Consider the following 21,855-nt stretch of genomic DNA (forward strand, 5'->3'; position numbering starts at 1 on the left):
ACCGACGAGGGCCGTCCTCCGTACCACCGGGAGGACGGCCCTCGGCGAGTCCAACCATCGCATGGGGTCCGGTTCGTCCCCGCCGGCATCGGCGAGGCGAATCAGCCGATGTCGGCCAACCGGGGCAGCACCTCGTCGCCGAGCCGCCGGGCGAACTCGACCGGGTCCCGATCCGGCGTCACCTGCACCTCGCTCACCCCGAGCGCCGCGTACGCGGACACCTCGGCGAGGAACGCGTCGGTGTCGTCCAGCGGCGCCTGGGAGGCGACCACCGTCTTCTCGATGGTGTCGTAGTCGCGGCCCTCGGCGGCGCAGTGCCCGCGCAACACGTCCAGCTTGCGGGCGATGTCGTCGATGCCGCCGCGGCCGAACAGGTTGCAGGCGTCGGCGTACCGGGCCACCAGCAGCAGGGTCTTCTTCTCGCCGCCACCACCGATCATGATGGGCGGACGCGGACGGCTCAACGGCTGTGGCGAGTTGATGGTCTCGGCGAGCTGGTAGTGCTGCCCGTTGAACGGGCCGTCGTCGGCACTCCACATCTGAAGACAGACGCGCAACGTCTCCTCCAACCGCTCGAACCGCTCGGCCACCGGGACGACCGGCACACCCAGTCCGAGCTGCTCCCGCTCGTACCAGGAGGCGCCGATGCCGAGGCGGGCCCGACCGCCGGAGAGCACGTCGAGGGTCGTCACGGTCTTGGCGAGCAACCCCGGGTAGCGGTACATCACGCCGGTGACCAGTACGCCCAGTGTCATCCGCTGGGTCATGGCCGCGACGTAGCCAAGAGTGGTGTACGCCTCCAGCATCGGCTCCTCGGCCGCGAACACCGCGTCCATCTGGAAGAAGTGGTCCATCACCGTGAACGACGCGACCCCGGCCTGCTCCGCGACTGTCGCCGCCTGCGCCAGGGTCGGCGCGATCGCCGCCGGGTCGGCCGGGATCGAGTAGTTCCAGTAGTGCAGTCCGAGCTTCATGGTCGGCACCTCCGCAACGAGCCTAGTGCCGTCCGACGTCCGCCGGGGGCGGCTCGGAACCGCCCACGGATCGGGTCCTGCGCCGTCCATTACCGGATCATGACAATTCGTGGATCACGTGCGGATATCCGGCTGGCAGCTTTCGGTGCGTGATCCCACAGCCCACCAGGTCCCGGCCCGCCGAACTGGAGCCCGACGCGACGCGCGTCCGGTCTCGCCACCGCCAACGGACCGGACCCGCCAGTGCCTCCGCACCCGCCGCCGCCGGATCACACCGGGCGCAGTGGGCGGACGCCGCGAAGGGCGTCTGCATCGTCCTCGTCGTCCTGTGGCACGTCGTCGTGAAGGACTACCTCCAGGTCGACTGGCACGTCGGCGTACCGGTGCCGGGCTTCTGGGGAACGCTGGGTGAGCAGTTCCTGCCACTGCGGATGCCGCTGTTCTTCACCATCTCGGGCGTCTTCGCGGCGAACGCCGTCCAGCGGCCGTGGCGGGTCGTCGCCCGCAGCCGGATCGTCGGGTTCCTCTACCTCTACGCCGTCTGGCTGCTGATCCACACCGTGGTCCTCGCCGCCGCGCCGGAACTGCCGACCGACCGCGCCACTTCGGCGCTCGGCCTGCTGGAGCAGCTCACCGTCACGCCGTCCAACCTCTGGTACCTGTACGCCCTGGCGCTGTACTTCACGATCGCCAAGGCGACCAGCCGGGTGCCCCGGGCGCTGGTCCTGGTGCCCGCCGCCGCGTTGTCCGCCGTCGCTGCCGCCGGCCTGCTCGACACCCCGGGTAACCGCGCCGGCCTCTACCAGAACCTGGTCTTCTTCCTCGCCGGCCTGTACCTGCGGCCGCAGATCCAGCAGTGGGCCGCCACCGCCAGCCGCCGCCGGCTGTTGCTGACCTCGGGTGGCTACGTCCTGGCGCTTGCCGCGATGGCGGTGACCGGCGCCCAGCAGTGGTTCGGAGTATGGCCGGCGGTCTCGGTGGTGGCAGTGATCTTCGGCATAACCGCCGCTGCCCGGCTGTCGCGGTGGTCGGCGCTCAGCGAACCGCTGGCTAGGCTCGGCCGCATCACCCTGCCGATCTACGTCATTCACATGCCGGTCCTGGCCCTGCTGCACCGGCTGTTGCTCGTACCGGTTTCCGGGCTGGGTGGGTCCGCTCAGGGCTTGATCGTGCTCGGTTATCCGATTCTGCTGAGCGGGTTGGTGATCGGTCTGAGCCTGGCCGTTCACCGCCGGCTGCTGGCGGTCCGCGCGGGCTGGCTGTTCGCGCTGCCCGGCAGGCGCACGGTGGAGACGGCCGGATGAGCGCCCTCGCCGAAGCTCTGGTCGACCTGGACGCGATCGCCAGCAACGTGCGGACGATCGCGTCGGTCGCCGGCACCGGACTGATGGCAGTGGTGAAGGCCGACGGGTTCGGCCACGGGGCGGTGCAGGTGGCCCGGGCCGCACTGCGCGCCGGCGCCTCCTGGCTGGGAGTGACCTCGACGGCCGAGGCGCTGACCCTGCGCGAGGCGGGTGTGACAGCGCCCACGTTGAGCTGGCTGCACGGTCCGGATGACGACTTCGGTATCTTGATCAAGAGCGGCGTCGACGTCGGCGTGTCCACGACGACGCACCTGCACGCCGTCGCCGACGCGGCCCGCCTGCTCGGCGCACCGGCGATGGTGCAGCTCAAGGCGGACACCGGGTTGTCCCGCAACGGGGCCGCCGGGGACGACTGGCCCGAGTTGGTCGGTTGGGCCCGCAAGTACGAACGAGAGGGCGGGATCCGGGTGCGCGGGGTGTGGTCCCATCTCGCCGACGCCGATCTGCCGGGCGCCCCGGCGCTCACCCGTCAGGTGGCGATCTTCGAGGAGGCGCTGCGGACCGCACGGTCGGCTGGCCTGGACCCTGATCTCGTCCACCTGGCCAATTCGGCCGCCGCGCTCTCCGCACCGCGGACCCGGTTCGACCTCTGCCGGATCGGGATCGCCCTCTACGGCGTGGACCCGTTCGGCGTGAGCGGTCCGGGTGAGTTCGGGCTGCACCCCGCGATGACTCTGCGGACGAGCGTGGTCAACGTCAAGCGGGTGCCGGCCGGCACGGGCGTCTCCTACGGGCCCGACCATGTGACCGGCACACCGACCACGCTGGCGCTGCTGCCGCTCGGCTACGCCGACGGGCTGCCCCGGGCCGCGGGTGGCAGCGCCTCGGTGTGGCTCGCCGGCCGGCGGTGCCCGATCGTCGGGCGCATCGCCATGGACCAGTGCGTTGTCGACGCCGGGGATCTTCCCGTGATGATCGGCGACCCGGTCGTGGTGTTCGGCCCGGCCGAGGGCGACCAGCACCCTCCGACGGTCGTCGAGTGGGCCCGCTGGGCGGACACGAACCCACACGAGATCTTGACCGGCATCGGGGCCCGGGTGGCCCGCGAGCACCTCCATGGAAGGGCACGGAACTCATGACAACCCGACTGGCAGTGCTGTACGGCGGGCAGAGCGGCGAGCACGACGTGTCCTGCCGTTCGGCGGCGAGCATCCTCGCCCACCTGGACCGTGAGCGGTACCAGGTCACCGAGGTGCTCATCGACCGCGACGGCGGGTGGCACGTCGGCGGTCGACCGACGCCCCTGCCCGCGGCGTTGCGTGTCCTGCGCGCCCAGGACGTGGTGTTCCCGGCCCTGCACGGCCCGTACGGCGAGGACGGCATCGTGTCGTCGCTGCTGGAGTGGCTCGGCGTGCCGTACGTCGGCAACGGCGTCTTCGCCAGCGCCGCTGGCATGGACAAGGGGGTCACCAAGCGGCTCCTCGCGGCGGAGGGTCTGCGGGTCAGCCCGGGGGTGACCCTGCGTCCCGGTGAGGCCCTGTCGGCCGAGGACCAGCGTCGGCTGGAGCTGCCGGTCTTTGTCAAGCCGGCCCGTGCCGGGTCGAGCCTGGGCGTCGTCAGGGTGGACGACTGGGCGGGAGTTCCCGCCGCGCTGGAGCAGGCCCGCCAGGTCGACCCGAAGGTGCTCGTCGAGCAGGGGGCGCGGGGACGCGAGATCGACGTGGCCGTCCTCCAGCACCCGGACGGCCGGGTGCAGGCCGGTCCGCCGCTGGAGATCCGGGTGACCGGCGCCGGCTTCTTCGACTACGACGCGAAGTACGACGGCGGGGCGACCTTCCAGATTCCCGCCCCGCTCGACGCGGCGACCACCGAGGTGCTTCAGGACCGGGCGATTCGCGCCTTCCAGGCCCTCGACTGCCGTGGGCTGCTGCGGGTCGACTTCTTCCTGCCCACCGAGGGGTCACCCGAGCCCATCGTGAACGAGGTCAACACGTTCCCCGGTTTCACCGCCGCGTCCCAGTTCCCGCAGATCTGGCAGCAGGCCGGCATCGGCTTCGCCGCCCTGATCGACATCCTGATCGCCGGCGCGCTGGCCGACCAGGACCACGGCCACCACAGCGGGTTGCCCCGGCCGCAACGCGCGGTCGACCACCTGGTGTGAGTCGGCGTTCGGTCACCTGATCGAGCACGCCCGAGGCCCTCGGTCGCCGTCCGACCCGACGATGGTGACGGTGGTGGCGGTGGTCGCCGCGCTGACCTGCGCCGCGGCAGCGACCGTCGTGCAGATGATCTGGTCGACCGCCTGCTCCGACAACGCCCGCGCGGCGATGTCCGCCCGGACCGTGAGGCCACCGGTCCGACCGGTTCCCGCCGTCACCGTGACCGGGTCCAGGCCCGCCGGAACGTCGCTGGTGAAACCCTGGGCACGTTCGTCCGCCTGGGGACCGGCCGCGAGCAGCGAGAGCGCGGCGGCGGGCGGCGGGGCCGTGTTGACCGGGCGGAGGACCAGCACCAGTTCGCCCCGCGCGAGCAGGTAGAGCCAGGCACCCTGGGCGGAGCCGCTGACCGGCGGGCGACCGGTGATGACAGTGCTGGGTCGTACCCCGCAGCCCGCCGCGACCAGCGTCAGAAGCAGGCCGCCGACGAGCATCGCGCGGCCCGTCCGTCGGCCGGTCACCGGGCACCTCCGGTGTCGGCCGTTTCGCGGGGCAGGCGGAGGGTGAACACCGCGCCGCCGTGGGTGCCGTTGCCCGCGACGAGACTCCCCCGTCGCTCCCCGTGGCGGTGCAGGCGCGCGTTCTCCCAGGAGATGGCGAGACCGAGGCCGCTGCCCTCGGAGCGGGTTCGCGCGGTGTCGGCCTTGTAGAGGCGGTCGAAGACGTGTGGCAGCACCTCCGGGTCCAGTCCGGGCCCCCGGTCGGCCACCTCGATGGTGACCCAGTCCGGGTCGGCGCCGAGTCGCACCGACACCGGCTCGGCACCGTGCCGGAAGGCGTTGCCGACCAGGTTGGCGACGATGACGTCCAGTCGGCGGGGGTCGAGTCGGGCCACGATGCCGGGTGGCAGATCCGTTCGTACCCGGTCCAGCCAGCCGCGGATCCGCAGGGTCGCGGTGACCGCCGCGGCCACGTCCACGTCGTCCAGGGCGAGCCGCGCGGTGCCGGAGTCGAACCTGCTGATCTCGATGAGGTCGTTGACCAGTTGGGTGAGGTTCTGCGTCTCCTGGCTGACCAGCCGGGCGGCCCGGCCCGCGTCCCCGGGAAGGTGTTCGGCCTCCTCGTCGAGCACGTCGGTGACCGCCGTCATCGCGGCCAGCGGCGTCCGGAGTTCGTGCGAGACGTCGGCCACGAAGCGGCGGGCGTCGGATTCCAACCGCCGCAGCTCGCCGACCTGCCGCTCCAGCGTGCCGGCTGTGTCGTTGAAGGTCCGTGCCACATCCGCCAGTTCGTCGGCGCCCCGGACCGTCAACCGGGTGCTCAGGTCGCCCTCACCGAGGCGGCGCGCCGCTCGGCTGAGGTCGCGGACGGGTCGCAGGACTCCGCGGGCGGACAGCAGGGCCAGCAGGACGGCGAGGACCACTGACAACCCGCCGGTCAGCCAGGCCCTGTTGGCGAGCCGGTCGATGCTCTGCTGCTCGGGCACGAGATTGCGCACCGAGTAGACCTCCAGCCCGGACGGGCGGGACGTGCCGTCCGGGCGGTCGAGTGCCAACTGGGTACCGATGAGCAGTGCGGGTTCTCCGTCGAGTGAGACCCGCTGCCAGGCGATGCGACCGTCACGGACCTTCTGCCGCAGCTCGGGGGTGAGCGGGTCGGCGAGGTCGGAGCCGCCCTGCGCCCGCATGTCCCGGTAGACGACCACCGCGAAGCTCTCCCGGTCGCTGAGGCGCTGGGCCAACAGTTCGAGGTCGTCCTGGGTCGGCGGCAGCTGAACGATCGGGTAGACCTTGGTGAGCTGATCGGTCAGCGACATCACTGCGGCGTCCTGCGCCTGCTGCAGGACGACGGTCCGAGCCTGGAAGTAGCTGCCACCGGCCACCGCCACCGTCGTGGTCACGCCCAGCAGCGCGAACGCCAGGAGGAGCCGGACCCGTAGACCCGAGACCCACGCGCCGGCCCGGCGCCACAGCGTCACAGCGGCCCGAACCGGTATCCGAAACCACGCACCGTCTGGATGAAGACCGGCGCCGACGAGTCGGCCTCGATCTTGGCGCGTACCCGCTGGACGCACGCGTCCACGAGTCGCGAGTCGCCGAGATACCCGTGCTCCCAGACGGCCTCCAGCAGCTGCTGGCGGCTGAGCACCTGGCCCGGCGTGTGCGAGAGTTCGAGCAGCAGCCGCAGCTCCGTCGGGGCGAGGCTGACCGGCGTTCCGTCCTTGCTGACCACCAGCGCGGCCCGGTCGATGGTCAACTCACCGTGCTGTTCCAGGGCGGTCCGGTCGCCGCCACGCCGCGAGTCGCCACCGGTCCGTCGCAGCACCGCGCGGATGCGGGCCTCCAGTACCCGGGCCTGCACGGGCTTGACCACGTAGTCGTCGGCGCCGGCCTCCAGGCCCGCGACCACGTCCATGTCGTCGTTGCGGGCGGTGAGCATGATGATCGGCAGGTCGCCGAGCTGCCGGATCCGGCGGCAGACCTCGAACCCGTCCATCCCGGGCAGCATGAGATCGAGGACCACGACGTCGGACGGGGTCGTGCGCAGCCGCTCCAACCCCTGCTCACCGGTGCCCACCGCGTGCACGGTGTGGCCCTGTCGGGTGAGCGCCAACTGCAGTCCGTCGCGCACCGTCTGGTGGTCTTCGATCAACAGCACCTGGGACATGTCGGCAAGTATCCCATCATGAGATCTTTCGGGTTTCGGTCGTCGACGGTGGCTGCGGAGGGCTCCGCGGGGTGAGCGGCACCGCGAAACCCGTCGACCGCACCAGGAACACCACCGCCCCCACCAGCGCCATCGTCGCCGCGGCAGCGGCCACGATGGCGATCAACAAGCCGCGCTGCACCGAGGCGGCCAGACCGGGCACGACCACCAGCAGCGCCCAGACCAGCACGACCAGCCCGACCACCGCCTCGGCCAGCCTGCGCCAGAGGCTGCCGCCGTCCGTACCGCCTGTCGTGTCGCGGTCGCCGGACCAGGTCGCCAACGCTGCCGACGCCAGGCAGAACAGGGTCACCCCCAGCAGTACGCCACCGAGCACGTCGCTGAACCGGTGCCAGCCCGCGATCATCGTGGCGGCGGCGATCACCGAGACCCCGGCCCCGCCCGGCGCCGCCAGCCAGCGCCGGGCCCACCCGGGCAGAACCAGCATGAACGCCAGCAGCAGGGCGGTCGCCGCCGCGACATGGCCGCTGGGGAAGCTGTTGTGGGTGGTGGAGCTCAGGACCTCCAGATCCGGGCGGGGCAGCTCCGATTTCACCGCGCCGGCCAGCAGCACCGCGCAGACGACGATGCCCACACCGGCGACACCCGCCACCAGCCGCCGGCGGAGCACACCCACCAGCAGCACCACACCGAGCAGGGCCGCGATGAGGGTCGGGCTGCCGAAGGTGGCCAGCACGGTCTTGGCCGGGCCCACCAGCACGGTCTGCTGCTCGTAGCCTCCGCCCCGCTCGGCGCGCGGCAGGAGAACCCCGTCCAGCCACTGCCCGGGGTACGTCCGCACGAAGGCGGCGGCGGTGAGGGTCAGGGCAACCAGACCGGACAGCGCCGCCGCGAGCAACCGAAGCCCCAGGGGAACCGCGGCGCGGGCATGGGGCAGCGGTCGCGCCGGACCGGGCGTCGACCGCCCGACGGAGTACAACGATCCGATGGACATGGCGACCATGCTCGCCTCGGCAGGTCCGTACCCCGTCCTCGGATTGTCTTGGTTCTGTCACAACCACCCCCACCGCTTCCGGAGAAGCGGATCGTCGGCGGTGTGGCCGGGTGGACCTGGACGGCTCGATGGGATTCACATGCTTGCATGCAACTATGTTTTACCCAGCCGAGATCAGCCACCACTAGGGTCAGGACGCCGATCGATGTTTCGGTCGGCGGTGCGAAAAATCCATCCGGAGTGAGTTGGGGAACCGGAAGGTGTTGGCAAATGCAGGGAACTCCAGCGGCCAGCCTGGTCATCGGCATCGCATCCTCGCCGGCCGAGCGGCGACATCTGGCCCGGCTGCTCGGCGGCAGTGACGCCTTCCTGATCGTCTCGACAGTCGACCAGGCACGAGACTTTCTCGGGGTGGTCGAGGCGCCTGCCGCCCCGGCTCCCCCGACCACCGCGGCGCTCGCCGAGGTGACGCCGAGCCCACAGCCACCGCCACCGGATCTGGCCGTCGACTCCGACCGCCGGGTGCTGCGCTGGCGCGACCAGGAGATCGACCTGACCCGGCTGGAGCACGACGTCCTGCTCTGCCTGGTGCACGCGCCCGGTCAGGTCTGGACCTACGAGCGCCTGCACCTCGAGGTCTGGGGCAACCGGCACCTCGGCCGGGGCTCCGACATCCACTCGGTGGTCCGCCGGGTGCGCGGCAAGCTCGCCAGTCTCAACGCCGCGGCGACGATCCACTCGGTACGCGGCGTCGGCTTCCGGCTCGCGCCCGTCTGATCACCCCGGGCGCGGTCCGGCCCGCCTGGTCGGGGACCAGGCGGGCCGGACTTCTTCGGCTAGTGCTCAGGCGTCAGCACCTGATGGGCGCCAACCCGAAGTTCTCCACCGTCGGGGTGGCGGTGTCGATCCTGGTCTGACGGGTCTGCGGCTTCCAGCCGTCCTTGGCCACGATCATCGTGAGCGGGTTGTTGCGGCGGTCCACCCAGTAGGCGTACTTGCCCTCGGCATCGGTGGCGAAGGTGTACGACGCCGCCCACGAGTCGACCTGCACGACCGCGCCGGTGAGCGGCGAGGTCGCACCCTGGCAGCTGGTGCCGGTGACCGTACCCATGAGCTTGCCCCAGGTCTTCGGGGGGTTCGCGGTCATGGTCACCGCGACCGGTGCCACCGAGTACGGGGTGTTCTCGGAGATCGCGACCGCACCGGAGTAGGTGCCCGGCTGGTCCACGTTCGCCGTCAGACCGACGGTGACGGTGACCTTCGCACCCGGTGCGAGGGTGACCGCCGACTTGTCGATGGTCATCCAGCTGACGTCGGCCGCCGACTCGGAGCATCCCTCGAAGCCCGGGAGCACCTCGCTGTCCGGGGCCGCGTTGAAGCTGCCGGACGAGCCGCCGATCTTGTAGAAGCCGCACGCCGCGCCGCCGCGGTACCGCGCGGTGTTGGCGTTGGGCAGGTTGGACCACGAACCGGCCGCCGGGTCGAAGGCGAAGCCGGCGTTGCTGATGGCCCCGCCCTGCGAGCCGCCGACGACGAGGAGCTTGCCGCTGGCGACGGCGTACGAGCTGGCCCAGTTGTCGGCCGGCGCGTCGGCGACGGCGGTCCAGGTGTTGGCACCCGGGTCGAAGGCGTAGCTGGACTTCTGTGCGGCGGATCCGTCGTTGCCGCCGGTGCAGTAGAGGACGCCGTCGATCCCGCCGCAGGAGGCGAAGGCCACCGACTTCGGGTAGTTGGCCATCGTCTCCCAGGTGTCACCGGTCGGGTCGTACCGGACGACGCTGTTCGACATCGGCAGACAGGCCGCCGTCGTGCAGCCACCGACCGCGTACAGCTTGCCGTCGACGACGGCCTGACCGGCTGCGGCCCGCGGTGCCGGGTTGTCGGCCAGTTCCGTCCAGGTGTTGGCCCCCGGGTCGTACGACCAGGTGGCGGAGTCCGGGCCGGAGTCGCCCCAGCCACCGCTGACGATGATCTTGCCGTTCACCACGCCCGCGGTCACCGCGTTACGCGCGCCGGGAAGGTCGGCGATCGCCGTCCAGGTCTGTGCGGCCGGGTCGTAGGCGTAGTTCTTGGTGGTGGAGGCCTCACCGTCGCCACCACCGATCGAATACACCTTGCCGTCCAGGTTCACCACCCGGTTGTCCATGATCGTGGCCGGGTAGTTGGCGATGTCGGTCCACGGCGCCGCCTGCGGGCCCGCCGCAGCGGCAGCCGCCTTGGCCTCCTTGCCGGACGCCTTGGCGGCGAACGACGTCGGTACGGTGAGCCGCTGCTCCGGCGCGCCGCTGGACCCGAGCACCTGCTGCCGGGTGACAGTGGAGCCGTCCGCCCGCAGGAGTTCGAACCCGTTGTCCCGCTCACCGAACTTGACCTCGACCGGCGCGCCGCCGGTGTTCGTCACAGTGAACGACTTGCTGGTCTTGCCGTTGGGCATCTGAAGCGTCGCGCTCAACTGCGTCGGCGTCACCGCCAGTCGACCGGCCGCGAGCTGGAAGTTCGCGGTGGTCGCCCAGTCGGCCTCGACGTCGACCTGCTTGGTCTGGCTGACGTAGTTGCCGGCGGTCGCCGTGAACGGGTGCTCGCCGGTCAGCGACGAGTAGATCCAGTAGAAGCCGTCGGCCAGCCCCGGGTCGTCCGGGGTCGCCACGGTGACGGCCTTCTCGGCGGGCCGGTCCTTGCTGGTGACGGTCGCGCCGTTGACGTAGCTGTCGTCGTTCTTGTCGCGGACGTTGCCGACGACCAGACCGCCGTCGACCGGCACGCAGAGGACCTGGCTGCCGATCAGGACGTTGTCGACCTCCCACCACCACTCGTACGAGGCGTCGTAGTAGTGGAACCGCACCTGCACCTGCGCCTTACCGGCCGCCTGCGGGATCGAGATCTCGGTCAGCTTCGGTCCCCGGACATCCGTCTCCTGCCGGAGCACGTTGGTCCAGGTGGCACCGCCGTCGATGCTGAGGTCCACGTCGGCGGTGTCGTCGTTGAGCTGGTTGAAGTCCTGGTTGAACCGGATGACCGGAGCCGTGACGCTGGTCAGGTCGACCACCGGGCTGACCAGCGAGGTGTCCTGGCTGGTGCCCGCCCCGTACGCGTCGCTGTCGATCATCGCGAAGTTGCCGCTGCCCCCGGTCAGGTTGCCCCGGTCGCCGTCGTCGGTGAACTTCCAGACCTGACCGCTGCCCGCGTTGTCGACGACGGTCCAGCCGGCCGGCGTGGTCGTGGCGTCGAAGGTCTCGTACTCACCGTCGGAGCCGTACGTGTACCCGGGGGCGGTGGTGCAGGCGTTGCTGTCCACCGGCACGGCGACGTTGGCGGTGACGTTGCCCGAGCCGACCACGACCTGCTTGGTGACGGTCTGGTAGCCCGGGTACTGCGGCTCGTACTTCAGGGTGTAGGTCTGCCCGGCCGGCAGCTTGATGCTGTAGCGGCCGTTCGACGGGGTGGTGTGGTCGTAGACGCCGGACACCCCCGTCACGGTCACCTTGGCGTACAAGGGCCAGCCGTGGCCGGAGCCGTCGGTGACCGCTCCGGTGACGTTGACGCTCGGCACCGCCGTGAGGGCGACGTTGAGCGTCGTGGTCGCGCCCTTGGCGACCGTCGCCGTCCTGGTGGTGCTGCCGTACCCGAACGCCGCGACGGCGACCTGGTAGTCGCCGGCGGGAAGCTGGGTGGAGAACTTGCCGTCGGCACCGGTGGTCAGCTCACGCTCGGACGCGCCGGTGAGCGTCAGTGTCGCCCCGGCGATCGGGGCGCCGGAGGTCGCGTCGGTGACCGTGCCGGCCAGCGTGCCGATGTCGCCGGTCGGGGCGGCGTTGAGCAGGGCGAGGGCGTCCAGTCGGCCTTCGCCGTAGACGTTGTTGTCGGCGGCGGTGCCGCCACACTGGTCGTCGGCCTTGTCGATCGCGGCGCCGTTGAGCAGCGCGCGGGTCGCGTTGACGTCGCCGACCAGCGACGGCGCCGCCGAGTACAGCAGCGCGATCGCGCCCGCGAGGTGCGGTGCGGCCATCGAGGTGCCGCTGATGGTGCCGTAGGCGCTGCCCGGGATGCTCGACCGGACGTTCACGCCCGGCGCGGAGATGTTGGGCTTGATCTCGCCGTTCTGACCGACGCCGCGGGCGGAGAAGCCGGCGACGTTGTTGTTGACGTCGTACGCGCCGGTCGAGTAGTTGCTGACGAGGCTGCCCGGCGAGCCACTGGTCTCGCAGGCCGGCCCGCTGTTGCCGTTGGACCAGGTGCCGAAGATCCCGGAAGCGGTCCAGGCGTCCGTCACGTCCTCCATGAACGGCTCGTTGGACGGGTCCCGGGTGCCCCACGAGTTGTTGATGATGTTCGGGCGCTTGCTCGCGTCCGCGTTCTGACCGTTGAGGTCCAGCGGTTCGAGCATCCACTGACCAGAATTGATCAGAGCGGCGTCACTGGGGCAGCAACCGTTCGCCGCGATCCACTTGACTCCGGGGGCGACGCCGATCTGGTTCGCGCCGTCGGAGCCGGCCATGGTGCCCATGGTGTGCGTACCGTGGCCGTCGCCGTCACAGGGGGCGGCGGCGCAGGCCCCGGTCGCGTTCGCGGCGTTGAACCAGTTGTAGTTGTGGTCGAACGTCCCGTCGCCGTTGTTGCCGCGGTAGGAGTTCACCAGCGCCGGGTGGTCGAACTGCACCCCGGTGTCGATGTTCGCGATGGTGATGCCCTCGCCCTTGACGCCGTACTGGGACCAGACGTCGTCGGCGTTGATGTTGGCGATGCCCCACTCCAGGGCGTTCACGGTCTTCTCGTCGGTGCCCTTGGTCGTCTCCGGCACCTTGTACGAGACCGGGGCGTAGAGGCCCTCGACCTCCGAGTACCCGGCGAACTTCTGGGCCATCGCCAGCGAGCCGCTGTTCACCTTGATGGCGTTGGTGGCCCAGAAGGTCTGGTATCTGGTGCCCGAGCTGTCGAGGTCGGCCCGGATCTTGCCCTGGCTCGCTGCGGCCGTCTTGCGCAGCGCGTCCGCCACCGCCGTGCCACGCTTCGACCAGTCCTTGATGGCGCTGGCCTTGCTCAGGTCGGCCCGGTCCTTGAACCGGATCCAGAAGTCCCCTTCACTCTTGGCCTGGAGCTGCTTGGCGAGCTCCGGTCGGATCTTGTCCCCGGTCTGGGCGCCCGCCCCCATCGCACCGCCCGGCGCGGCCTGCGCGCCCGAGCTGATCGTCGCCAAGCATGTCGCGGCGAGGATCGTCGCCGCGCCGGCGCTCACCAGTGATCTGGCCGCGCGCCGCCATTGTGGACGTCTGAACATCGGTGCTGCCTCCCTCAGAACGACCCAGGGTGTAATGGGCCATGGTGGACCTCCCCCATGCACCGCGCGGGTCACGCCGGTTGCCCGAGTGGACACTATGATCGAGAAGAACGGACGATCAAGAACTTGCCGTGAGCAACTTGTCGCTAAGAGTTGCCCTGGCTGGCGGCGTGCTTGCCAATCATTGTCAGAACCATGACGAGAGCTGGGCAGGGATGCCCATCGATCCCGGGCGGTGCGGTGGCCGAGGACGACGAGGCAACGGTGAACAGGGGCGATCCGGCCGACGAGCCGTTCCCACTGCTCATCGCGGTGACCCCGTCGCCGGCCGAGCGCATCCGGCTCGCGGAGCTTCTCGACGGCATCGCACCGCTGCTGCTGGTCGCCGACCTCGACGAGCTGCGCCGGCTGATCGCCGCCCCGCAGCAGGCAGCCGCCCCGTCCGAACCGACGCCGGTCGCCGCCCTGGTGATCGACTCGGCCCGCTCCAGCGCCCGCTGCGGTGACCGCGAGATCGACCTCACCCGCCTGGAACACGACCTGCTGACCTGCCTGATCACCGAGCCGGCCCGGGTCTGGAGCTATGCCGAGCTGCACCGGTCGGTCTGGGGTGACGAGGGGCGCGAACGCAAGGCGGACGTACAGTCGCTGGTCAAGCGGCTGCGGCGCAAGCTGCACGACCTGGGCACCAAAGCCACCATCGATGTGGTGCGCGGTGTGGGGCTGCGGCTGACCGATCACCAGCAGGCGCGGGTCGAACGGGCCTGACAGCGACGTCACATGAACTGATCTCGCCCCACCCCATGCCGCCCTCTGCGGGGCAACGGATCAGATCAGCCCGGCCCGGGCCCACAGCAGACGCCCCGGCCCAGCGACCAGGCCGACGTCCGCCAGGTTGGCGTGCACCCGCGCCGCGGACCAGCGCAGCGTGGCACGCCAGTGCGGGTTGGCGCGGGCAGCGGCCCGACCGACCGCCGGCGGAATGCCCACCGCCGCGTACACGTCGGGATGGACCAGGCGATTGGCGATCGTGTGGGCTGCGCGACCGACCAGCAGCCGGGCGTACGCCATGCCCACCGGACCGGTTGCCGCGACCGCGGCGGCCAGCTCCTCGCGGGCGAACCGGACGTGTCGCGCCTCCTCCACCACATGGATGCGGGACACCATCCGAATGAGCGGCTGGAGTGACGCGTCCGCCATGATCTCGCGCTGGAACGCGTCGAGGATCTCCTCCGCGATGAGGATCGCGGCGTACATCCGAGGGCCGCTGGCGGTGGCCTTGAGGAAGCGCCCGAGATGGTGGTCGACAGTGCTCGCGCGGTAGACCGGACAACCCATCGCCTCGATCAGCCGGCCGAACATGATCGAGTGTCGGCACTCGTCGGCGACCTCGGTCAACGCGTACTGGGCCTGCCGGCTGGTCGGGTCGGCGCGGTAGTACTCCCGGATCAGCATCTGCATGAGGATCGTCTCGAACCACAGCCCGGCGCTGGCCGCGCTGGCCACCTCGTGCCTGGTCAGCTCGACGCGCTGCTCCTCGCTGAGCTGGTCCCACAGCGGCGTGCCGTAGAGGCTGCTGCGCTGAGGCGGAAGCCAGTAGGCGCCGGGGGTGTGCGGGGCGTCCCAGTCGATCTCGACGGTGGGGTCGTAGCTGGTCCGCAGTGAGGACGTGAGCAGGCGCTCGGCGACTGCCGCACGCCCGGTTTCCGCCGCCTCCATGGCTCCTCCATATTGACGTGACGACCAGTAACTGTTACGAGTAGTAGCATGCAACCGCCGCTCACCGGTGTCAATGCGTCCGACCCGCCTGCCACGCCCCCCGACGGCAGCCCGAAAGCGAAGGGCAACGGCCGCCGGGACCGCTGGGCAGACCATCGTGAGCAACGACGGCAGCAGCTGGTCGGTGCCGCCGTGCAGGCGCTGCTGCGGCACGGGCCAGAGGTCGACATGGAACAGGTGGCCGCCGCCGCGGGCGTCAGCAAACCGGTTCTCTACCGCTACTTCGCCGACAAGTCGCAGCTCTGGGTCGCTGTCAGCGAGGTGGTGGCGGCCCGGGTGGTCGACGCCATCGCGCCCGCCGTCGAACAGGTCCGCGAGGAACGTGACCTGGTCGAAGCGACGATCGACGCCTACCTGGGCGTGATCGAGTCGGAGCCGAGGCTCTACCGGTTCCTCATGCACCAGTCCGGCGACCCCGGCATCCACCAGGTGATCGCCGGCACCAGCCGGCAGGTGGCCGCCGGGCTCGCCCGGGTGATCGGCGACCGGCTACGCACGCTGGGCCTGGACGCCGGTCCCGCCGAGCCCTGGGCGTACGGCCTGGTGGGCTTCGTGCAGGCGGTCGGCGACTGGTGGACCACGCACGGCCAGCCGATCAGTCGGGCCGCCCTCACCGACTACCTGACCGCCCTGCTGTGGAGCGGCATCGAGGGAGTACGGGCCAGCGCCGACCTGCCGCACGAGCTGACCCGCGCCCACGAGCGGATCGTGCCGTGAGTTACCACGGCCCGGCGGGTGTCGAGGGCACCACGGTGCGGGTGCACCTCAGCGGGCGGTGGGAGCCGGTCGACGGCCGCTTCCACTGGGGCGGACGGATCGAACCCGAGCCACGGGTGGCCCATCTGCTGCGCTCCGGCCGGCGCGACGTCGAGGTGCGCATCGCCGACCGCGTCCGGGCGGCCCGACTGGCCGAGGTCGATCCGTGGGGCGGCGTACGAATCACCGGCGTGGGCGATCCGCCCTGGCCGCCGGTGGCCGACCTGACAGCGCCCGAGCTCACGGAGGAGTGAATGGAGACAGACATTGCCATCATCGGTGCCGGCTTCGGTGGCCTGGGCGCCGCCATCCGCCTACAGCGGGCCGGGTTCACCGACTTTCTCGTCTTCGACCGGGGCGAGGACGTCGGCGGCACCTGGCGTGACAACAGCTACCCGGGCTGCGCCTGCGATGTCCCGTCGCACCTCTACTCGTTCTCCTTCGCCCCCAACCCCGGGTGGTCGAACACCTTCTCCAGCCAGCCGGAGATCTGGGACTACCTGCGCGGGTGCGTCGACCGCTTCGGCATTCGTCCGAGGTTGCGGTTGCGCCACGAGGTACTGGAGGCGAGGTGGGACGACCAACGCCAACGCTGGCTGCTGCGCACCTCGGGCGGCGACCACAGCGCCCGGGTCCTGATCTGTGCCGCCGGCCCGCTCAGCGACCCGGCCATCCCCGACCTGCCCGGAATCGAGGAGTTCGCCGGCACCGTGTTCCACTCCGCCCGTTGGCGGCACGACCACGACCTGACCGGCCGGCGCGTCGCGGTGATCGGCACCGGCGCCTCGGCCATCCAGTTCGTGCCACAGATCCAGCCGACGGTCGAGAAGCTGACGCTGTTCCAGCGCACTCCCGCCTGGATCATGCCGAGGTTGTCGCGCCGGATCAGCGGGGTCGAGCAGGCCGCGTTCCGCACCGTGCCCGGTGCGCAGCGGGCCGCCCGGGCAGGGCTCTATCTGGTACGCGAGAGCATGGGCCTGGGCTTCCTGCACCCGGCGGTCAACCGCCTCGTCTCGCGCCGGTCCCTGCGTACGCTGCGGCGTCAGGTTCCCGATCCGATCCTGCGGGACAAGCTCACCCCCCGCTACGCGATGGGCTGCAAGCGAGTGTTGATCTCCAACGACTACTGGCCGTCGCTCACCCGGCCGAACGTCGACGTGGTCACCGCCGGCATCGCCCGGATCGTGCCGGACGGTCTCGTCACCGACGATGGCGTCCACCACCTGGCGGACACGATCATCCTCGGGACCGGCTTCCACGTCACCGACTCCCCCGTCGTACGCCGCATCCACGGCCGGGCCGGGCACAGCCTGGGCGACGCGTGGACCCCCAGCATGCACGCGTACCGGGGCACGGCGATCGCCGGCTTCCCCAACCTGTTCTTCCTGCTCGGCCCGAACACCGGGCTCGGGCACACCTCGGTGGTGCTGATGATCGAGGCGCAGCTGCGCCTGGTGCTCGCGGCCCTGCGTCACATGCGGGCCAGGGGCATCCAGGCCATCGAGCCCACCGCGCAGGCGCAACGACGCTGGACCGAGCGGGTCGACCAGAAGATGGCCGGCACCGTCTGGCAGACCGGCTGTTCGAGCTGGTACCTCGACGCCACCGGCCGCAACACCACCATCTGGCCGGGCTTCGCCACCAGCTTCCGGATGAGGCTGCGCCGGTTCCGCCCGGCCGACTACCACATCGCCTCGACCGGCAGCACCCCCAACGAACCGGAGCGGGAGCACGCCGATGCGGTATGACCTGGCAGGCAAGGTCCTGTTCATCACCGGCGCGGCGCGCGGCATCGGGGCGCGACTGGCCCGCGAGGCCGTCGGCCGTGGGGCTCGCGTCGCCCTCGTCGGTCTGGAGGGCGAGCTGCTCGAACAGCTCAGCGCCGACCTCGACGCGCACTGGTACGAGTGTGACGTCACCGATCAGGCGGCGTTGGACGCCGCGGTGGCCTCCACAGTGGACCGCTTCGGTGGCATCGACGTCGTCGTGGCCAACGCGGGCATCGCGAACCTCGGCACCGTCGCCGTCGGACCGGTCGACGCGCTGATCCGTACCGTCGAGGTGAACCTCTGCGGCGCGATCCGCACGGTCAGCGCGGCGCTGCCGCACGTCACCGCCGCCCGTGGCCACGTCCTGATCGTCTCGTCGGCCGCCGCCTTCACGGCGATGCCCGGGATGGCCGCCTACTGCGCGTCCAAGGCGGGCGTGGAGCAGTTCGCGAACGTGCTGCGCCTGGAGACCCGCCCGCGCGGCGTCACCGTCGGCACGGCGCATCCGATCTGGATCGACACCGACCTGGTCCGCGACATCCAAGACGACCTGGCGTCGTTCCGCGCCACGCTGCGCCGGCTGCCGTGGCCGCTGTCCACCGTCGTACCCGTCGAGCAGTGCGTCGAGGCCCTGCTCCACGGCATCGAGCGCCGCAGGCGCAAGGTGTACGTGCCACGGTCGCTCGCCCTGGTGCAGGCGCTGCGGCCGGTGGTGCTGAGCGGCCTCTCGGACGCGTTGATCACCCGGTTCGGCGGCCGGACGATGGTCGACCAGATGGAGGACGAGGTGCGCCAGCTCGGGCGTTCGTTCGGCCGGACGTCGGTGGGAGAGCGGTCGTGAGCATTCACTTCCGGCGTGCGGGCAGCGGAGAGCCGCTCGTGCTCATCCACGGCATCGGTCACCGCCATCAGGCGTGGGAGCCGGTGTTCGACCGGCTCACCGCCCACCACGAGGTGATCGCGCTCGACCTGCCCGGCTTCGGGAACTCTCCGGTGCCCGAAACCGGCATGCCCGCCGACATGGCCGCCACCGTGGCCGGGGTCCTGCCGGCGCTGACCGAGTGGGGGCTGGAGCGTCCGCACGTCGCCGGCTACAGCCTCGGTGGGGCGATCGCCCTGGAGCTTGCCGCCACCGGGGCGGTCGCCTCGGCCACCGCCTTCTCCCCCGCCGGCTTCTTCACCCCGGCGGAGCGCCGCCGGGCGCTGGCCATCCTCCGGATGCTGCGGGCCAACTCGTACCTGCCCACCACGATCATGCGGGTCGCACTGCGCTCGGCGTACCTTCGGGCGTTGTGCTTCGCGCCGCTGATGGCCCGCCCGACGCTGCTGGATGTCGAGCGCGCGCTGGGCGACGCGCTCGCCCTGCGACGCGGGGTCGGCTTCAACGCCGTGGCCCGAGCCGCCCGCGGCTATCGCCTCGACTGCCTTCGGCTGTCCGACGCGACGGTGCCGGTGACCATCGGCTGGGGGGACTGCGACCGGATATTCGGCGTCCACCAGGCCGAGCGGGCCCGCGCGGGCCTGCCGGCGGCACGGGTGGTGACGCTGCCCAGGTGCGGGCACGTGCCGATGAGCGACGACCCGGACCTGGTCGCCGGGCTCATCCTGGAGACCACCGGCGCCGTGCCCCGCACCGAGCGACCGGACCGTCCGGCTCCGACCAGCATCGCGAGTCAGGAAGATCACTTCACACTCTAAAAACTTGCAGGCTGTGCAAGTTCGCTCCTAATCTCGCTCGCGTGACCGACACCGACCAAGCCGCGCCCGGGCGTCGCGACCGCAAGAAGGCGCAGACGCGGGCCGCGCTGACCGCCGCCGCGCTGCGGCTGGTCGCCGAACGCGGCCTGGAGCACGTGACAGTGGAGGAGATCAGCGAGGCCGCGGACGTGTCCTCGCGGACCTTCTTCAACTACTTCACCTGCAAGGACGAGGCACTCACCGACGATCCGGCGCTCGACGGCAACCCGGTCGTGGCGCGTCTGGCGGCCACACCTGCGCAGGTGCCGACGTTGCAGGCCGTCCGGCTGGCCCTCGACGAGGCGATCGACACGATCCAGGCCGACCGGGAGTTGTGGCGGCTGCGGCTGGCGGTCATCACCCAGAACCCCGCGCTGCTGCCCCGGCTGGTGTCCGGCAACATCGCGACGGAGCGAGCCATGGTCTCGGTCATCGCCACCCGCCTCAGCGTAGGTCCCGACCACGGCCTCCCGCCGCTCATCACCGCTGTCACCAGTGCTGCCTTCCACACCGCGATGCTGCGCTGGTCCGCCGGCGACGACACCCGCCCCCTGCGCGACTACGTGGACGAGGCGTTCGCCGCCATCGCCGCCGGGCTGCCGGATCCGCCGTCCCCCTCCTGACCCGCCACTGCCCGCCCCGCCGCACCAGCTGCGGGGCCAGTCACCCCGCCACAAACCCGCCAAGGGAGCGTCAATGACCACCACCGTCCCGCCCGCCGACACCGCCGAGGTCGGCACGCGCATGTCGCGTCGGGAGGTTCTCCAGGCCCTTTCCGGCCTGATGGTCGGCATGTTCGTGTCCATCCTCGCCTCCACGGTGGTGGCGAACGCGCTGCCACGGATCATCGCGGACCTGAACGGCAGCCAGACCGTCTACACGTGGATCGTCACCAGCGAACTGCTCGCCATGACGGCGACGGTGCCGCTGTGGGGCAAGATGGCCGACCTGTACAGCAAGAAGCTGCTGATCCAACTCTCGCTGGGCCTGTTCGTGGTGGGTTCGCTCATCGCGGGCTTCACGCCGAACGTCGAGGTGCTGCTGCTCAGCCGTGTCGTCCAGGGCATCGGCGCTGGCGGCATGACGGCGCTGGCCACGATCGTCATGGCGGCGATGATCCCGCCCCGTGAGCTGGGCCGTTACGCCGGCATCTTCGGCGCGGTCTTCGGTGTGGGCACCATCGCCGGTCCGCTGATCGGTGGCCTGCTCGTCGACACGTCGTGGCTGGGCTGGCGGTGGTGCTTCCTGATCGGCGTCCCGTTCAGCATCATCTCCATCGCCCTGCTCCAGCGCACCCTGCACCTGCCGGTCGTCCGCCGCAAGGCAAAGATCGACTGGCTGGGCGCCCTGCTCATCACCTCTGGCGTCTCAACGCTGCTGATCTGGTCGTCCCTGGCTGGGAACAAGTTCGAGTGGGCCTCCGGCTGGACGGCCCTGATGGTCGTCGGTGGCCTGGTTCTGCTGGCGCTGGCCGTGCTCGTCGAATCGCGCGCCGCCGAGCCGATCGTCCCGCTGGGCATCTTCCGTAACCGCACGGTCTCCCTGGCCACTGTCGCCAGCGTGCTGGTCGGTGTCGCGCTGTTCGGCGGCACCGTCTTCCTGTCCCAGTACTTCCAGATCTCGCTGGGCAAGTCGCCCACCGTCGCGGGCCTGATGAGCCTCCCGATGATCTTCGGCCTGCTCGTCTCGTCGACGGTCGCCGGACAGCTCATCACCAAGTACGGCCGGTGGAAGGCATACCTGGTGGCCGGTGCCGCGGTGATGAGCGTCGGGATGCTGCTCCTGGGCACCATCGACGCCAACACCAGCGTCCTCGTGCTGTCGATCTACATGGCCGTGCTGGGCATCGGCGTCGGCATGCTCATGCAGAACCTCGTGCTGGCCGCACAGAACGACGTACCGGCCCACGAGCTCGGCGTCACCACCTCCGTGGTGACGTTCTTCCGCAGCATGGGCGGCGCCATCGGGGTCAGTGCCCTCGGCGCGGTCCTGGCGAACCGGGTGGCCTCGCTGACCGCCGAGCGGCTCGGCCCGGCGGCGACGGCCGGCGGTGGCTCCGCCGAGGTGCCCGACCTGTCCACCCTGCCCGAGCCGGTGCTGCGCATCGTGCAGGACGTGTACGGCATCGCCACAGCGGATCTCTTCCTGGTCGGCGCGCCGTTCGCGCTGCTCGCGCTGATCGTCGTGCTGTTCATCAGGGAGAAGCCGCTGCACACCCTCAGCGGGGAGGAACGACGCGTCCAGGAGGAGGCGGCCGCCAAGGCCGCGATCCACTGAGCCGTACGACAGCAGTCAGGGGGCGGGCCGGTGGGCCCGCCCCCGTCCTGTTTCCACCTCCCGCCGCGTTTTTCGGTAATGACGTGTTGTGAACCAGCCGACACGTAACGTGAGGTGAAGCCGGTAATCGGCTGACGCCAGACGTGCGCCGGGCCGCCACTGCGGCG

19 protein-coding genes are annotated in these 21,855 nt (G+C 70.8%); 12 read left to right on the forward strand and 7 right to left on the reverse strand.

Features of this window, described 5'->3' with window-relative positions; genetic code table 11:
• Positions 1 to 101: 101 nt before the first annotated feature.
• Positions 102 to 974, reverse strand: coding sequence for an LLM class F420-dependent oxidoreductase (locus ACGF3C_RS26370; protein WP_357228520.1), 873 nt, complete (start codon positions 972 to 974; stop codon positions 102 to 104).
• A gap of 149 nt (positions 975 to 1,123) precedes the next feature.
• On the opposite strand from ACGF3C_RS26370, the gene ACGF3C_RS26375 reads away from it, so the two are divergent.
• Genes ACGF3C_RS26375 through ACGF3C_RS26385 form a run of 3 tightly spaced genes read left to right on the forward strand, consistent with a single transcriptional unit; the run spans position 1,124 to position 4,439 of the window.
• The gene (locus ACGF3C_RS26375; protein ID WP_357228523.1) at positions 1,124 to 2,278 is read left to right on the forward strand and encodes an acyltransferase; all 1,155 of its coding nucleotides are present in this window, start codon (positions 1,124 to 1,126) and stop codon (positions 2,276 to 2,278) included.
• A complete protein-coding gene (gene alr, locus ACGF3C_RS26380) occupies positions 2,275 to 3,417 on the forward strand; it encodes an alanine racemase (protein ID WP_357228526.1) in 1,143 nt (380 codons plus the stop codon). Before ACGF3C_RS26375 ends, alr begins: the two co-directional genes overlap by 4 nt.
• On the forward strand, positions 3,414 to 4,439 hold the full coding sequence (locus ACGF3C_RS26385) for a D-alanine--D-alanine ligase family protein (RefSeq protein WP_357228528.1): 1,026 nt from the start codon (positions 3,414 to 3,416) through the stop codon (positions 4,437 to 4,439). Before alr ends, ACGF3C_RS26385 begins: the two co-directional genes overlap by 4 nt.
• A gap of 12 nt (positions 4,440 to 4,451) precedes the next feature.
• Here the strand turns inward: ACGF3C_RS26385 and ACGF3C_RS26390 are convergent, their stop codons facing one another.
• The 4 genes from ACGF3C_RS26390 to ACGF3C_RS26405 are packed head-to-tail and all read right to left on the reverse strand — an operon-like array spanning position 4,452 to position 8,095.
• Complete coding sequence (locus ACGF3C_RS26390; protein ID WP_357228531.1) at positions 4,452 to 4,955, reverse strand: hypothetical protein; 504 nt, start codon at positions 4,953 to 4,955, stop codon at positions 4,452 to 4,454.
• A complete protein-coding gene (locus tag ACGF3C_RS26395; protein WP_393226184.1) occupies positions 4,952 to 6,412 on the reverse strand; it encodes an ATP-binding protein in 1,461 nt (486 codons plus the stop codon). The genes ACGF3C_RS26390 and ACGF3C_RS26395 overlap by 4 nt, the downstream gene beginning before the upstream one ends.
• Positions 6,409 to 7,101: a response regulator transcription factor gene (locus ACGF3C_RS26400; protein ID WP_357228537.1), complete on the reverse strand. Its 693-nt coding sequence runs from the start codon at positions 7,099 to 7,101 to the stop codon at positions 6,409 to 6,411. The genes ACGF3C_RS26395 and ACGF3C_RS26400 overlap by 4 nt, the downstream gene beginning before the upstream one ends.
• 16 nt (positions 7,102 to 7,117) lie before the next feature.
• Complete coding sequence (locus ACGF3C_RS26405; RefSeq protein WP_393226187.1) at positions 7,118 to 8,095, reverse strand: phosphatase PAP2 family protein; 978 nt, start codon at positions 8,093 to 8,095, stop codon at positions 7,118 to 7,120.
• Between the two features lie 270 nt (positions 8,096 to 8,365).
• Here ACGF3C_RS26405 and ACGF3C_RS26410 point away from each other — a divergent pair, with 270 nt between their 5' ends.
• The gene (locus ACGF3C_RS26410) at positions 8,366 to 8,872 is read left to right on the forward strand and encodes a winged helix-turn-helix domain-containing protein (protein WP_355006572.1); all 507 of its coding nucleotides are present in this window, start codon (positions 8,366 to 8,368) and stop codon (positions 8,870 to 8,872) included.
• 73 nt (positions 8,873 to 8,945) lie between these two features.
• Here the strand turns inward: ACGF3C_RS26410 and ACGF3C_RS26415 are convergent, their stop codons facing one another.
• Positions 8,946 to 13,370, reverse strand: coding sequence for a S8 family serine peptidase (locus ACGF3C_RS26415; RefSeq protein ID WP_393226190.1), 4,425 nt, complete (start codon positions 13,368 to 13,370; stop codon positions 8,946 to 8,948).
• Positions 13,371 to 13,565: 195 nt separating this feature from the next.
• Between ACGF3C_RS26415 and ACGF3C_RS26420 the strand changes: the two genes are divergently transcribed.
• Positions 13,566 to 14,138, forward strand: coding sequence for a winged helix-turn-helix domain-containing protein (locus ACGF3C_RS26420; RefSeq protein ID WP_357232446.1), 573 nt, complete (start codon positions 13,566 to 13,568; stop codon positions 14,136 to 14,138).
• Positions 14,139 to 14,198: 60 nt separating this feature from the next.
• Here the strand turns inward: ACGF3C_RS26420 and ACGF3C_RS26425 are convergent, their stop codons facing one another.
• Positions 14,199 to 15,089, reverse strand: coding sequence for a diiron oxygenase (locus ACGF3C_RS26425; RefSeq protein ID WP_357232449.1), 891 nt, complete (start codon positions 15,087 to 15,089; stop codon positions 14,199 to 14,201).
• Positions 15,090 to 15,137: 48 nt separating this feature from the next.
• Here ACGF3C_RS26425 and ACGF3C_RS26430 point away from each other — a divergent pair, with 48 nt between their 5' ends.
• The 7 genes from ACGF3C_RS26430 (at position 15,138) to ACGF3C_RS26460 (ending at position 21,688) form a co-directional block, all read left to right on the forward strand.
• Positions 15,138 to 15,866, forward strand: a complete 729-nt coding sequence (locus ACGF3C_RS26430) for a TetR/AcrR family transcriptional regulator (RefSeq protein ID WP_357232452.1) — start codon at positions 15,138 to 15,140, stop codon at positions 15,864 to 15,866.
• Positions 15,863 to 16,159 carry a DUF4873 domain-containing protein gene (locus ACGF3C_RS26435; protein ID WP_357232455.1) on the forward strand — a complete coding sequence of 99 codons (297 nt, stop codon included), beginning with the start codon at positions 15,863 to 15,865 and terminating at the stop codon, positions 16,157 to 16,159. The genes ACGF3C_RS26430 and ACGF3C_RS26435 overlap by 4 nt, the downstream gene beginning before the upstream one ends.
• On the forward strand, positions 16,160 to 17,653 hold the full coding sequence (locus ACGF3C_RS26440) for a flavin-containing monooxygenase (protein WP_393226195.1): 1,494 nt from the start codon (positions 16,160 to 16,162) through the stop codon (positions 17,651 to 17,653).
• Positions 17,643 to 18,515, forward strand: a complete 873-nt coding sequence (locus tag ACGF3C_RS26445; protein WP_357228412.1) for an SDR family oxidoreductase — start codon at positions 17,643 to 17,645, stop codon at positions 18,513 to 18,515. Before ACGF3C_RS26440 ends, ACGF3C_RS26445 begins: the two co-directional genes overlap by 11 nt.
• The gene (locus ACGF3C_RS26450; RefSeq protein ID WP_393226198.1) at positions 18,512 to 19,372 is read left to right on the forward strand and encodes an alpha/beta fold hydrolase; all 861 of its coding nucleotides are present in this window, start codon (positions 18,512 to 18,514) and stop codon (positions 19,370 to 19,372) included. Before ACGF3C_RS26445 ends, ACGF3C_RS26450 begins: the two co-directional genes overlap by 4 nt.
• A gap of 41 nt (positions 19,373 to 19,413) precedes the next feature.
• Positions 19,414 to 20,034, forward strand: coding sequence for a TetR family transcriptional regulator (locus ACGF3C_RS26455; RefSeq protein ID WP_357228406.1), 621 nt, complete (start codon positions 19,414 to 19,416; stop codon positions 20,032 to 20,034).
• 73 nt (positions 20,035 to 20,107) lie between these two features.
• Positions 20,108 to 21,688, forward strand: a complete 1,581-nt coding sequence (locus ACGF3C_RS26460; RefSeq protein WP_357228403.1) for an MDR family MFS transporter — start codon at positions 20,108 to 20,110, stop codon at positions 21,686 to 21,688.
• The last annotated feature ends 167 nt before the right edge of the window (positions 21,689 to 21,855 follow it).

The organism is Micromonospora sp. NPDC047762 (assembly GCF_043204655.1).
Classification (GTDB): domain Bacteria; phylum Actinomycetota; class Actinomycetes; order Mycobacteriales; family Micromonosporaceae; genus Micromonospora.